Consider the following 13095-nt stretch of genomic DNA (forward strand, 5'->3'; position numbering starts at 1 on the left):
AAAAAGAAGCATGTGATGTGGTTATAGGTATGGGTGGCGGTAGCGTCATGGATGCCTCAAAAGTAATTGCAGCCTCAGTCCTTTATGAAGGACATCCCAGGGATATGCTTGTGCGGGCAGGAAAAGCGCCCAGACTTCCAGAGCGAGCTCTTCCCATTATCACTGTACCTACCCTGGCGGCAACTGGCTCGGAAATGAACAACGGTGCGGTGATCACGATTGACGATGAAGGAGAAAAGATAAAAACATTCGTTCAAGCCGAGGTTCTCTATCCTCGTGTGGCAGTGGTGGAACCTGAACTTACGGTGACAGTACCCAAGAATCACACAGCTTTTGGGGTGTGCGACATAATAACCCATGTGACCGAGGGTTATTTTAACGGTATAGACGGGACTCCTCTTCAGGACAGATTTGCCGAGGGAGTGATCCTTACTGTCTTGGAATGGGGACCAAAGGCGGTTAGCGATGGAAGTGACCTGGAAGCGCGCACTCAGGTGCAGTGGGCGTCGATAGTTGCCCTGAACGGCTGGGTACAGGCAGGCGTAAACATGGTGGCTCCGGTGCATATGATCGAGCACACACTTTCCGCACTCTACGATATCCCCCATGGAGCAGGGTTAGCAGTCGTGAACCCGGCTTGGATGCGCTTTGCTGCGAGGGTCCGTCCCGAACGTTTTGCCCAATTTGCTCAACGTATCTTCGGTCTTTCGGTAACAGGTAAAGATAGCTTGAGCCTGGCTATGGAAGGTATTAACAGGTTTGAAGAGTTTTTGCGTTCCATAGGTTGTCCCACGCGCCTGTCGGAATTGGGCATTGGAGAAATTACCGAGGAAATGCTTTTCCGTTATGCAGAAGAGACCCTGAAAGTGCTTCGGGATGAAGAAGGAAGGCTTCCAGGTCGTCCCCCGCTGCGAAAGGAAGATATTGTAGAAATACTGCGTATGGCAATGTAATTTAAGAGAGGTGAGAGAATGGATCTGGATGCAAGATTGGGAAAGACCTATAGAAAGCTCTATTTTTAGCATCAAGCAGATTATTTTCAATCACCCTTTAAATATATTGCTTTTTATCTATTTAGTGATATGATAAAAATCTAAAACACAGGGGGTATTAAAGATGATGAAGTTTGAGTACTACAACCCGACGAGGTTGATTTTCGGTGTTGGATCTCTGGAAAGGCTTGGGGAAGTGATAAGTAAGTATGGTAAAAAAGCGTTGCTCGTCATCGGTAAAGGAAGTGTGAAAAGAACGGGCATATTCGACAGAGCCGTTTCAAGTTTAGAAAGAGCAGGAGTTGAAGTAGTGGAATTTTTAGGGGTTGAGCCAAACCCTAGGCTCTCGACAGTCATTAGAGGAGCAGAGGTGGCTAAGGAAGAAGGCTGTGATGTGGTTATAGGAATGGGCGGTGGAAGTGTGATGGATGCTGCAAAGGTTACTGCGGCAGCCATTTTTTACGAAGGAGATCTGAGGGGCATGTTCAGGCAAGGTGGGAAGATAAAAAGACCTCCTGAAAAAGCGCTTCCAATTATTACCATTCCCACTTTAGCAGCCACTGGTTCTGAAATGAATTGCTTCGCAGCAATAACCCTAGACGAGGAAAAAACAAAAACAGTAACATGGGCTGAAGTTCTCTATCCTCGTGTCGCAATTGCAGATCCTGAGCTTACAATAACCGTTCCTAAAAATTACACAGCCTACGGGATTGTTGATATAATAACTCACGTGAGTGAGCCCTATTTCAACAGCATGAGTGGAAAAACACCCATTCAGAAAAGATTTACGGAGGGGCTAATTCTTACGATCTTAGAATGGGGGCCTAAGGCTGTAGCAAACGGACAAGATTTGGAAGCGAGAACACAGATTCAGTGGGCTTCAATCGTTGCTTTAAATGGTTGGGTACAGGTTGGAACTAACCCAGCTTATCCAGTCCATTGGATCGAAGATATGCTTTCCGGACTTTATGATGTTCCACATGGAGCAGGATTGGCAGCGATAAATCCGGCGTGGATGCGCTTTGCAGCAAAGCACAACCCGGAGCGCTTCGCTCAGTTTGCACAGCGTATATTTAAAGTGTCTGCAGAAGGAAGGGATACACTCGAAGTTGCCATGGAAGGCATCGACAGGTTTGAGGAATTCCTACGCTCGATTGGATGTCCAACACGTTTATCTGAGCTAGGAATTGGAGAAATCACAGAAGATATGCTCCGGCACTGGGCTGACAAGACCCTTGAGGTTTTCGGTTATGAAGCTGGAAGGCTTCCAGGTAAGCCCCCATTGAGCAAGGAAGATATTGTGGAAATACTACGCATGGCAATGTAATTTGAGACCCGCGGTAAAATGTCAAGACCCTGAACTGGAAATTTTAATGTCTCAAAATGTAAAAAAGGCAATAAAAAACCAAGCCGGCAAACCGAGACAATAATTGCCAGCACAAACACTAAAAGTAAACTTTAAAGAAAGTTTAACCCAACCTCCTTTGGCGGTAGATTTGGCCCTCACTCAGCAGCGTGAAGACCATGCGCACGAGTTTGCGGGCAGACAAGACCAGGGCACGTTTATGGTGATGATGCCTGGCTTCGGTAAATTTCTTGCGGTAGAACGCGGCGTATTCCGGCTCCCGCACCCGGACGGAATTAGCCGCTTCAATGAGGTAGTACCGTAAGTAATAATTACCGGACCTGGTGAGGGGGAGATCCTCGGCAGTAAACCTGCTGGACTGATGCTGCCGCCAGGTCAGGCCCGCGAATTTAGCAAGGGCATTGTGGTTCTTAAACCTGGAGATGTCACCAATTTCGGCTACAATGCCGGCAGAGTAAACTGGCCCGATACCAGGAACAGTATCTAACGTTTGGGGAATGGCTTTAAGTTCTTTAGCAATGACCTGGTCGATTTTCTTCTGCTGGGTTTCAAAGAAGCGGATGGTTTCCAGGGACATGGCCAGGGTAACATCAACAGCATCCCGCATTTTAGGGTTTAAACGGTAGGAACTGCGGGCCGCCTGTTTAATAACTCTGGCCATCTCCGGGACATCCTTCAAGCGGTTATTACCGTGCTCAAGCATCATATCGACCAGTTCTTCCACCGGCATATTAGCAATTTCATCAGGGGTGAGGTTGCCAACGACGGCCCGGGAGGCCTGCCCGAACAAATCGGAGAAGGGGCACTCCTTCTGGTAGGTAGAGAACTTAAGGAATATCAGATTGAGGGCCCTATTCTTCTCACGAGTGAGGTTACTGACCAGGTGATAGCGAAACCGGGTAAGCCGTTGCAAAGGAGCATAGGTCATATCAGGAGGGGGTGTTGGACGTACCCGTCCAAACCGCAAGCAATCAGCAATAACCCGGGCATCCAAGGAATCGGTCTTAGCCATATCCGGGTAGATACGCTTAAAACCATCAATTACCTTAGGGTTAATCACCGCTATTTCAGTAGCAAAAGCCGAGAGTTCAGGAGCCTCATGCAGGGCCTGGGAAAGGTGCCACCAATACAGGTTAGTAGCTTCCATGCCAATCTTAACCTTATCAGCATTAAGTAACTCAGCTTCCGCAACAATCCTTTCCACAAGCCTTTCGGCCCCGGGGAGGTCGTTGGAAACGTTGAAACTACAGACATCTTTACCGGTATCGTCGAGGATGCGGACCACATTGGTGTCGGACCCTATATCGATACCGACAAAAAGGGTTTTACCCATAGCAAAAACACCTCCTTTCCCGGGGAAATAGCAAACCAAAATTGGGGTATCCCTGGGAACCTGACGTAACAGCAACCTTGCTGATGAGCACTAACCCTTAAGAGACTGGTGCGTAGCTCCTTGCTGAAGGGAGAACCTCTAAAGGGCGTGCGACCCGCGCGTAAGCGGTTGCCGTCAGGCCCGGGGAGCAGTCTCAAAAAGCACTTGAAAGTGCAGGAGGGAGAAAACTGCCCCGCCACGGTTCTACCGTGATTGTCCCAAAGGATACCTCAAAGGTCAAACACTTTTTATGACAAAATAAATGACCAACTGGAAATTTAACCGTTGGTCATATCATACAAGGGAGGTGAGAGAATGGATCTGGATGCAAGATTGGGAAAGACCTATAGAAAGCTCTATACTTCAACCACTATCGTTACGGTAAACGTGAACGGGAAACTGAATGGGCTCACAGTAGCGTGGGTGACGAGAGTCTCCCGGCAACCTTCCATGATAGCTATCTCTATAGAGAAAACGCGATACACGAGAGAACTCCTCGACAAAACGGATTCCTTCGCCGTTTGTGTGCTCGGAAAAGAAGCAAAGGAAGTGGCAGAGTACTTCGGTAGCGTCTCTGGTAGAACAACTGACAAATTCAAAAAGTATTCCTACACGATGAGCGAGGGGAACCTTCCTATCCCAGAAGGAACCATAGCGTACTTTGAGTGTGATAAAACCAGCAGCTTCGAGGCAGGGAGTCACATCATCTACGTGGGAACAGTCAGAAGAGAAAAGCTTTTAAGGGACGAACCACCTCTTCTGTTTGGAGAGCACCGCTTGATCTGAAAGGAGCAGCAGGAGTCAAACAAAAAATTAAAACAGGAGGGTCTTTCATGCCTGATTTCATGCTTGAACTGGCGAAAGGAAGGCGCTCCATTCGAAAATATACGGAAGAACCCATTGCTGAGGAAACCCTTGATGCGATTTTGAAAACAGCTCTTTTGGCTCCGTCTTCATGGGGAGAGAAAGTGGTGGAGTTTGTTGTTGTGGAAGACAAAGAAGTCCTGCGGGATTTGGCGCGGTGCAAGAGAATCGGTGCACTTTCAGTTAGAGATGCGACTGTTGCGGTAGTTGTCATTGTTGATCGTGACAGGTCCAAGCTGTGGATTGAGGACGGGGCGGTGGCAGCGACCTATTTGCTGCTTGCCGCTGAATATCACGGTATCGGAGCTTGCTGGAACCACATACGCGGCCGCGAAGGCCAAAATGCGTCTTCGGAAAAAGAAATTCAAAAACTCCTTGGGATTCCGGAAAAATACGGTGTTCTTTGTGTCGTTGCCATGGGCCATAAGGACGAAAATAAGGCTGCATACACGGATGCCGACATTCCCTTACAAAATATCCATCGTGGAACATTCCATAGTGTGACATCACAAAGAAGAAACCATAAGTAACAACATTATACGAAACAGCATCATTGAACTACAACTTGGTTGCAGTTGGGGGCTTTCACTCATTTGCGGGGAATTTAGGGGCAGAAAGGCAGGTTTGCTATGATCGGCATTATAAATACCAGTATGGAGGAGTGAATTAATAATGCAAAAGGTAGTTCTGAACAATGGTGTTGAGATGCCTATACTGGGCTTCGGCGTTTATCAAATTACCGACCTAACGCAGTGTGAACAGTGTGTTTATGATGCAATAATGGTTGGTTATCGTTTAATCGATACTGCAGCCGCCTATATGAATGAAGAAGCGGTTGGCAAGGCTATTAAGAGGGCAATCGAGGAAGGTATAGTAAAAAGAGAAGAACTATTTATTACTACAAAACTTTGGATACAAGACGCGGGCTATGAGACGACCAAGAAAGCATTTGAAAAATCGCTTAAAAGGCTTCAGCTTGACTATATCGACCTTTACTTGATTCATCAACCGTTTGGCGATGTGCATTGTGCTTGGCGGGCTATGGAGGAGCTTTATCGTGAAGGATTAGTCAGGGCAATTGGACTCAGTAACTTCCAACCAGACCGTTTGATGGATTTAATAGTTCACCACGAGGTGGTTCCTGCTGTGAATCAAATTGAAATACACCCCTTCTACCAGCAAACAGAAAGCATCGAGTTCATGAAGAAATGCAATGTCCAGCCAGAAGCCTGGGGTCCTTTTGCAGAAGGCAGGAACAACATCTTTCAGAATGAAGTTTTGGTATCTATAGCCAAAAAGTACAATAAAACGGTTGCCCAGGTGATTTTGCGCTGGCTGGTTCAAAGAAGGATAGTCACAATACCGAAAACTGTGCACAAAGAAAGGATGATCGAAAACATTGGTATATTCGACTTTGAATTAAGTCAAGAGGATGTGGAAAAGATTGCAGCACTGGACACAAAAAAGAGCCTGTTCTTATCCCATAATGATCCGGAAACCGTGAAACGGCTTGGCACATTTAAATTTGATATATAGTAGTGGGACTACATCCACAGCGGAAGCGGCAAAGGGAAAGGTAACGCAACCCCCTCTCTTTGTGGCAACCACTACTACAACGGGTACTGGTACAGAAGCGGATTCCTGGGATGTGGTTTAAAGGAGGGTGTGAATATGGCTAAACAAATCCTTATTGCATATTTTACCTGGTCCGGAAACACGCGTAAAATTGCAAATCTAATTCACAAGGAGATTGGTGGAACCATTTTTGAGATACAGCCTGAAGTGCCCTATCCCAGTTCATACAATGAGGTTGTGGCACAAGCAAAGAAAGAAATACAGGCAGGATATAAGCCTCCCTTAAAAACAAAAATCGATCACATTGAATCTTATGACATAATTTTTGTTGGTTCACCCAATTGGTGGAGTACGATAGCCCCGCCAGTTGCAACATTTTTATCTGAATATGATTTGTCAGGAAAAACCATCGTGCCCTTTTGTACCCACGGCGGAGGGGGTATGGGGCGAATAATTAGTGATATTGTGAAGCTATGCCCTAAATCAACCATCCTGGAGGAATTTGTAATATATGGGAGCGGTGCAGGAGATGCACAAGCCAAGGTGTCCCAATGGCTGCTCAAAATAGGCATTACCCAGTGAAAAGGGTTGTTAACGATCCGTAGTAGGAGGGTTACTATAACCCGCGTTGAAAAAAGTGAAAAGAAATTCAAACCAAAGAAAGGAGAGGACCTGGAGATGAAAAGAGGAATCTATATTATTCTATTGTCCGCCATTCTGTTATTTTTTCTTATAACAGGATGTGGAACAAATTTTATAGATAGTCCGGATAAAAGCGCCTCGGAGAGTAAAACGTCGCAGACGGCAAGTAACAATGCGGCTAATGAATCTCAAGCGGGTACTGATAAGGATGAAGCAAGGGGTGAAACGCCGAAGGTCTATATGACCACTGATATCAGCCCGAAGGGCTTAATGGCTATTTACAAAGCTTTAGGCCGCGAGGCAACCGGGAAGGTAGCTGTAAAGATTCACACGGGTGAGCCCGGGGGCACAAACTTCCTTTCTCCCGACCTCATAAAAGACCTTGTCCAGTATGTAAACGGTACCATCGTGGAGTGTAACACGGCTTACGGCGGCTCCCGCGCCAGCACAGCAATGCATCTTCAAGTTGCAAAAGATCATGGGTTTACCGCCATTGCTGATGTAGATATCATGGATGCGGACGGCTCCGTCAGTTTGCCTGTCACAAATGGAAAACATTTAAGGGAAGTCAAAGTGGGTTCTCATTACAAGAATTATGATTTCTTTATCATCCTATCCCACTTCAAAGGACATGCCATGGCTGGTTTCGGGGGCGCAATAAAAAACATGGCAATCGGTATTGCATCAGCCGGTGGAAAAGTGTTGATTCATACAGCCGGAGCCACCGATAAAACTAGTGACTTTGCTCTCAGTTTCAGAACCCCGCAGGAGGCGTTTCTAGAGTCTATGGCGGAGGCTGCAAAAGCTATTGCTGACGACTTGGGTGACAATATTTTGTATATAAATGTTATGAACCGTTTATCGGTAGACTGTGATTGCGATCCAAGCCCCGCAGAACCGGATATGCATGACATCGGCATTCTTGGATCACTGGACCCGGTGGCGTTAGATAAAGCCTGCGTAGATCTTGTTTACTCAGCTCCTGATGGGCAGTCGCTGGTGGAGCGCATCGAATCCAGAAACGGCATCCATACGTTGGATTATGCGGAAGAGATAGGTCTTGGCAGCCAGGCATATCAACTGGTGAGAATTGATGATTGATGTGCTCAATCGTGAATTTATTTATCTATGGTATTACTTCACCGTTATGCTTGAGCAAATAGCTCCTTATTGGACGTTTGGAATTGTGATAGGTTCCATGATCTCAGTATTTGGCAAGGAAAAAATCCATAAGTTGCTTGTTGCAATGCAAAATAAAAAACTTGGGGCATTCGGGGTAGTCCCGGCAAGCTTGCTCGGGATCGCCTCGCCCCTTTGCATGTATGGAACAATTCCTATCGCTGCTTCGTTCTCCCAAAAGGGTATGAGAGATGATTGGCTGGCAGCTTTTATGATGAGCTCTATCCTGCTAAACCCACAGCTTCTCATTTACAGTGCCGCGCTTGGTAGGACCGTGCTTATCATACGCTTTGTATCCTGCTTTATTTGCGGGATCGTGGCAGGGCTTTGCATCCGGTTCTTTTACCGGGATAAAGGGTTCTTTGATTTCTCCAGCTTCGCGGAACCGATAAGCCAAGACACAGACCCCAACATGCTGCTCCGCTTGCTGAAAAACATCTTTAGAAACATCAAGGCAACAGGAGTGTATTTTCTGCTTGGCATCGTCCTCTCTGTAATGTTCCAGCGCTATGTGCCTGCAGATGCGTTTGCGAGTCTTTTTGGAAACCAGCGGGGCTTTGGAGTTCTGATGGCGGCGACAATCGGCGTGCCCCTGTATGTGTGCGGCGGAGGAACCATTCCGTTACTGATGGAATGGTTGCAAAGCGGAATGAGCATCGGGGCAGCCGCGGCGTTTATGATTACAGGCCCAGCCACAAAAATCACTAATCTTGGGGCGGTCAAGATTGTCCTAGGTATCAGGCGGTTTGTTCTTTATCTGTTATATACCGTAACGTTTGCATTTATAACAGGTCTGTTGATAGACTTATGGATCTAAGGACGATAAATCTACACGATAGTGTTAACTACAGGAGGGATTAATTTTGGAGCTAATTAAAACTAACTCTATAGTACAAGAAGGGAGGAAAATAGGATGAAGAAAATATTGACACTAACCCTAATATTGATTATGTGTCTCTCCATTGCTTCCTGCGGAAGAACAACCAATAACACGGTCGGCAGTGATAACAATAGTAATATACAGGGGCAGCAATCTTCTGCAACGGGCAAAAAAGAAAACAAAATCCTTGTAGCATATTTCTCACGTACCGGCAATACTGAGGTAATTGCTAATCTAATTCACGAGAGCGTTGGAGGTGATATTTTTAAAATAGTGACTGTAGATCCATATCCTACCGATTATAATGCATGCGTGGAGCAAGCAAGAAAGGAACTAGAAAGCAACTATAGACCGAAACTTGCAACAAGAGTTGAGAACATGGAGTCCTACGATGTGATCTTCCTCGGTTATCCCAATTGGTGCGGTACTATGCCGATGGCGGTATTTACCTTCTTAGAAGAATATAATTTTTCCGGTAAGACCATTATCCCTTTCTGCACCCACGAGGGCAGCGGTCTGGGCAACAGTGTTCGCGATATCGCTAGGCTTTGTCCAAATTCTACGCTACTGGACGGGTTAGCGATCCGCGGCTCCAATGTGAGGTCTGCACAAACACAAAAGGACGTGGCAGACTGGCTGCATAAAATCGGCATGGCTGAATAAGGAGAAAAGCGCTCTATGGATCGTAAGATGAACTTTCGACTATCGATTGATCTTGCCATGACCGTCCTTATGCTGGTGGCAATGGCCTATCAGATGACCGGTAATCTAGTGCATGAATTAATCGGTGTTACGATGTTTGTGTTGTTGTTCGTCCACAATCTGCTCAACCGCCGCTGGTATGGCTCGATCTTCAAGGGCAGGTATACCGTTTGCCGGGCACTAAGCACTGCAACCAATCTGCTGCTTCTAGTGGTCATGCTGCTTTTGATGATGACCGGCCTCCTGATTTCTCGTGACCTTTTTGCCTTTCTTAGGATAAAAGGAGGCTTTAGCTTTACCGTGCGACGGCTTCATACCTTCGCAGCCAACTGGGGATTGATTCTCATGTCCGTCCACCTAGGGACGCATTGGGCAATGATAATGGGTATAATAAGGAGAATGACGGGCATAGCCACCCAAAGCCGTACTCGAATTATTATAATTCGTATGCTGGTAGCTCTTGTCGTCCTCTACGGGATGAAATCCTCTTTTGACCTCGATATCGGCTCCAAGCTAACGATGCAATTCACCTTCAGTTATTGGGATTTTGAGAAAGCGGCACCCGCCTTTTTTATCGCATATTTGTCTGTCATGGGAATTTACATAGCAACTGCCTGTTATGGTTGCAAGCTGCTAAAGAAATGGGGAAAAGTAACAAATGAGTGATGCAAAATGTTTGATTGCCTACTTTTCCCGGAAGGGCAACAACTATGTCAGCGGAAGGATCATTAACCTGCCGATTGGGAACACAGAGGTAATAGCAAAAAAAATACAAGAACTAACTGGTGGTGATATGTTTGAAATTAAAACAGTAAAGCCATATCCGGAAGATTATACAGAAACAACAGAAGTAGCAAAGGAAGAAAAAAGGCAGAATTCCAGACCAGAGCTTGCAAATAAGCTAGAAGACATAAGTTCTTATGATGTGATTTTCCTCGGCTACCCCAATTGGTGGGGAACGATGCCGATGGCGGTATTCACATTTTTAGAGTCTTACGATTTTGCGGGAAAGACCATTGTTCCATTTTGCACCCATGAAGGCAGCGGAATGGGAAGTAGTGAGCGCGACATCAAGAAACTTTGTCCGAATGCCAAGGTACTGCCCGGTTTAGCCATTCGAGGAAGTAATGTTAACAAAGCAGACAAAGATGTTGCAGACTGGCTTAAGAGACTTGGTATATCATAAGCGAAAGGGGAAATAAGAATGGACAAAACCGAACCAAGAAACTTGGGCAGCAGTATAATTTTTCCAAAGGGGCAACAAGTTGCAAGTGAATATTTCATAGGAAGGACCTGGGTTGAAACGCTGGTTTCTAACGACAGCATCTTTAATTGTCCAATCTATAATGTTAACTTTGAGCCGGGTGCAAGGAATAATTGGCATAAACATCCTGGCGGACAGATTTTGCTTGTTACCGGAGGAAGAGGCTATTATCAGGAAGAAGGCCGGCCTGTAAAGATAATCAAAGAAGGCGACGTTGTAAAAATCCAGCCGGATGTGAAACATTGGCATGGAGCGACTCAAAATAGTTGGCTTTCTCATATCGCGATTACAACCAATTCTCAAAAGGGTGAAGTTGAATGGATGGAACCTGTTTCTGATGAATATTATTTGCGACTTAAAATAGAAGAAGAGGCATAATATATTAGGGCAAACTTGATTTAGAAGCTTCGTTTTTTAAAATAGTAGCACGGCACGGGTAGTGCTACTATTTTAAAACCCTTGACCTAGAGTTAACTCCAAGTATTAAATAATATTGAACATTGGAGGTGAAACCACATGACGATTGCGGAAGTAAGCAAAAAATTTGGGCTTTCACCGGATACACTCCGCTACTATGAGCGTATTGGACTGATTCCCAGGGTAAATCGCAACGAAAGCGGTATCCGGGATTATACGGAGGAAGACTGTAAGTGGATTGAATTCATTAAATGTATGCGCAGCTCAGGTGTTCAAGTTGAAACGCTGATTGAGTATGTTACACTGGTCCAGCAAGGCGACGAAACTATAGAGGCCAGAAAACAAATCCTTATCGAGCAACGGGAGAAACTTCTTTCCCGCATTGAAGAAATGGCGAGAGCGCTGGAAAGGCTAAATTTTAAAATCGAACAATATGAAACTAAGCTTATCCCGGCAGAAAACAAGTTAAAAGGATTGGCGCACAACATGAAAAGACGTATAATGGACCCATAGGTTAAGACACAAAAACAAAAAAATTAAGCTATAATGGTGACATGGAAAAGAGAAAAAAAATTTACAGCTGAACAAAAAGCAAACATCGTGTTGGAAATGCTCCGTGGGGAGAAGACAGTAGCCGAGATCGCTGCTCAATACGAAGTCCACCCCACCCAGCTACACCGATGGAAGGCTGAGGCCATAGAGAACCTCCCTTCCCTTTTCACCCGCGGCGCCAGCGAACTGGAAAAGATGAGAAAGCAGTATGAAGCCGAGAAGGAGGAACTGATCAAGCAGATCGGCCAGTTGACCATAGAGGTCAATTGGTTGAAAAAAAATCTGCTGAACTCAACGAGCGCCGTCGAAAGACGTGAAATGGTGGAGCGTCATCACCCCGAAATCTCAGTAAAGAGGCAGGCGGAACTTTTAGACGTCAACCGCACCAGCATATACTACAAGCCATCGGAGGAAGCAGACAAAGGCATCGAGCTAATGCACCAGATAGACGAGATCTACACCCGTTGGCCGCATTACGGCTACAGGCGGATCCGGGCAGTGTTAAGGGATATGGGCTATGTAGTCAATAAAAAGCGCGTGCTGCGGCTAATGCGCCGGATGGGGATAGCCGGGTTATGCCCAGGTCCCAACCTGAGCAAGCGAAATCATCAAAACCATACATATCCCTATCTGCTGAGGGGCGTGAAGGCCGAAAGGCCCGACCACATCTGGGGTATCGACATCACCTATATCCGGATGAAAGGCAGTTTTATGTACCTGGTAGCCATAATCGACTGGTATTCACGCTATATAGTGAGCTGGGAATTATCCCAAACACTGGAGCGGTCATTTGTAATGCGAGCGCTTAAGAAAGCGCTGGCAGTGAGGAAGCCGGAAATCATTAACAGCGACCAGGGCAGCCACTTTACCTGCAGCGAGTACATTGAGCTTTTAAAAAGAAACGGGATACAGATCAGCATGGACGGCAAAGGCCGGGCAACCGACAATGCCATTACAGAACGGTTTTTCAGGAATCTGAAGTGGGAAAAAATCTATTACGAAGAGTACCGGAAGCCCCGGGAAGTATACCGGGCGGTACGGACCTATATTGACGAATACAACTTTGAGAGGCCACACCAGGCCATTAACCACCAAAAACCGGCAGACTTATATTTCGGTCAGCTCAAGCTTGCAGAGACTACATTAGTCACCATGTAACAACTAATAACAGGTAAAAGCCATAGATAAATGGCAATTATCAACAAATATGGCAACTTGCAATAAAGAAGAAGGGAGGATAGTATAGCTTAATTTTTTCAAAAAAATGTCTTGACAACGGGGAGCACTACA

The 13095-nt window shown here is 45.9% G+C and carries 15 protein-coding genes; 14 read left to right on the forward strand and 1 reads right to left on the reverse strand.

Annotation, left to right across the window (positions count from 1 at the left end; genetic code table 11):
* Both E308F_RS12575 and E308F_RS12580 read left to right on the forward strand, forming a co-directional pair.
* Positions 1 to 953: iron-containing alcohol dehydrogenase (locus E308F_RS12575; RefSeq protein WP_141265296.1), on the forward strand; the 953-nt coding region annotated here is incomplete at its 5' end.
* Between the two features lie 163 nt (positions 954 to 1116).
* Positions 1117 to 2319, forward strand: coding sequence for an iron-containing alcohol dehydrogenase (locus tag E308F_RS12580; RefSeq protein ID WP_141265297.1), 1203 nt, complete (start codon positions 1117 to 1119; stop codon positions 2317 to 2319).
* A 142-nt stretch (positions 2320 to 2461) separates the two neighbouring features.
* Here E308F_RS12580 and E308F_RS12585 read toward each other — a convergent pair whose 3' ends face one another.
* Entirely contained in the window at positions 2462 to 3691 is a 1230-nt protein-coding gene (locus E308F_RS12585) for an IS110 family transposase (protein ID WP_141265298.1), read from the reverse strand.
* Between the two features lie 354 nt (positions 3692 to 4045).
* Between E308F_RS12585 and E308F_RS12590 the strand changes: the two genes are divergently transcribed.
* From E308F_RS12590 to E308F_RS12645, 12 genes are all read left to right on the forward strand, one after another.
* Positions 4046 to 4516: a flavin reductase family protein gene (locus E308F_RS12590; RefSeq protein ID WP_216364549.1), complete on the forward strand. Its 471-nt coding sequence runs from the start codon at positions 4046 to 4048 to the stop codon at positions 4514 to 4516.
* 47 nt (positions 4517 to 4563) lie between these two features.
* A complete protein-coding gene (locus E308F_RS12595) occupies positions 4564 to 5124 on the forward strand; it encodes a nitroreductase family protein (protein ID WP_141265299.1) in 561 nt (186 codons plus the stop codon).
* Between the two features lie 142 nt (positions 5125 to 5266).
* Positions 5267 to 6130: an aldo/keto reductase gene (locus E308F_RS12600; protein ID WP_141265300.1), complete on the forward strand. Its 864-nt coding sequence runs from the start codon at positions 5267 to 5269 to the stop codon at positions 6128 to 6130.
* Between the two features lie 135 nt (positions 6131 to 6265).
* Positions 6266 to 6751: a flavodoxin gene (locus E308F_RS12605; protein WP_141265301.1), complete on the forward strand. Its 486-nt coding sequence runs from the start codon at positions 6266 to 6268 to the stop codon at positions 6749 to 6751.
* Positions 6752 to 6847: 96 nt separating this feature from the next.
* Positions 6848 to 7912 (forward strand): DUF362 domain-containing protein, encoded by a 1065-nt coding sequence (locus E308F_RS12610; RefSeq protein ID WP_141265302.1) that lies wholly within the window; start codon positions 6848 to 6850, stop codon positions 7910 to 7912.
* Positions 7905 to 8807, forward strand: coding sequence for a permease (locus tag E308F_RS12615; RefSeq protein ID WP_141265303.1), 903 nt, complete (start codon positions 7905 to 7907; stop codon positions 8805 to 8807). Before E308F_RS12610 ends, E308F_RS12615 begins: the two co-directional genes overlap by 8 nt.
* Positions 8808 to 8903: 96 nt before the next feature.
* Positions 8904 to 9533 carry a flavodoxin gene (locus E308F_RS12620; protein WP_141265304.1) on the forward strand — a complete coding sequence of 210 codons (630 nt, stop codon included), beginning with the start codon at positions 8904 to 8906 and terminating at the stop codon, positions 9531 to 9533.
* A 15-nt stretch (positions 9534 to 9548) separates the two neighbouring features.
* A complete protein-coding gene (locus tag E308F_RS12625) occupies positions 9549 to 10238 on the forward strand; it encodes a DUF4405 domain-containing protein (RefSeq protein WP_141265305.1) in 690 nt (229 codons plus the stop codon).
* On the forward strand, positions 10231 to 10758 hold the full coding sequence (locus tag E308F_RS12630) for a flavodoxin (protein WP_141265306.1): 528 nt from the start codon (positions 10231 to 10233) through the stop codon (positions 10756 to 10758). Before E308F_RS12625 ends, E308F_RS12630 begins: the two co-directional genes overlap by 8 nt.
* A gap of 18 nt (positions 10759 to 10776) precedes the next feature.
* Positions 10777 to 11214: a (R)-mandelonitrile lyase gene (locus tag E308F_RS12635; protein ID WP_141265307.1), complete on the forward strand. Its 438-nt coding sequence runs from the start codon at positions 10777 to 10779 to the stop codon at positions 11212 to 11214.
* Positions 11215 to 11352: 138 nt separating this feature from the next.
* Entirely contained in the window at positions 11353 to 11766 is a 414-nt protein-coding gene (locus E308F_RS12640; protein ID WP_141265308.1) for a MerR family transcriptional regulator, read from the forward strand.
* 33 nt (positions 11767 to 11799) lie between these two features.
* Entirely contained in the window at positions 11800 to 12963 is a 1164-nt protein-coding gene (locus E308F_RS12645; protein WP_141265309.1) for an IS3 family transposase, read from the forward strand.
* The last annotated feature ends 132 nt before the right edge of the window (positions 12964 to 13095 follow it).

Source organism: Moorella sp. E308F, assembly GCF_006538365.1.
Lineage (GTDB): Bacteria > Bacillota > DSM-521 > Neomoorellales > Neomoorellaceae > Neomoorella.

Coding starts and splice junctions, on each gene's coding strand:
- E308F_RS12580 (WP_141265297.1), top strand. CDS start 1,117: ATGATGAAGTTTGAGTACTACAACCCGACGAGGTTGATTTTCGGTGTT.
- E308F_RS12585 (WP_141265298.1), bottom strand. CDS start 3,691: ATGGGTAAAACCCTTTTTGTCGGTATCGATATAGGGTCCGACACCAAT.
- E308F_RS12590 (WP_216364549.1), top strand. CDS start 4,046: ATGGATCTGGATGCAAGATTGGGAAAGACCTATAGAAAGCTCTATACT.
- E308F_RS12595 (WP_141265299.1), top strand. CDS start 4,564: ATGCCTGATTTCATGCTTGAACTGGCGAAAGGAAGGCGCTCCATTCGA.
- E308F_RS12600 (WP_141265300.1), top strand. CDS start 5,267: ATGCAAAAGGTAGTTCTGAACAATGGTGTTGAGATGCCTATACTGGGC.
- E308F_RS12605 (WP_141265301.1), top strand. CDS start 6,266: ATGGCTAAACAAATCCTTATTGCATATTTTACCTGGTCCGGAAACACG.
- E308F_RS12610 (WP_141265302.1), top strand. CDS start 6,848: ATGAAAAGAGGAATCTATATTATTCTATTGTCCGCCATTCTGTTATTT.
- E308F_RS12615 (WP_141265303.1), top strand. CDS start 7,905: ATGATTGATGTGCTCAATCGTGAATTTATTTATCTATGGTATTACTTC.
- E308F_RS12620 (WP_141265304.1), top strand. CDS start 8,904: ATGAAGAAAATATTGACACTAACCCTAATATTGATTATGTGTCTCTCC.
- E308F_RS12625 (WP_141265305.1), top strand. CDS start 9,549: ATGGATCGTAAGATGAACTTTCGACTATCGATTGATCTTGCCATGACC.
- E308F_RS12630 (WP_141265306.1), top strand. CDS start 10,231: ATGAGTGATGCAAAATGTTTGATTGCCTACTTTTCCCGGAAGGGCAAC.
- E308F_RS12635 (WP_141265307.1), top strand. CDS start 10,777: ATGGACAAAACCGAACCAAGAAACTTGGGCAGCAGTATAATTTTTCCA.
- E308F_RS12640 (WP_141265308.1), top strand. CDS start 11,353: ATGACGATTGCGGAAGTAAGCAAAAAATTTGGGCTTTCACCGGATACA.
- E308F_RS12645 (WP_141265309.1), top strand. CDS start 11,800: ATGGTGACATGGAAAAGAGAAAAAAAATTTACAGCTGAACAAAAAGCA.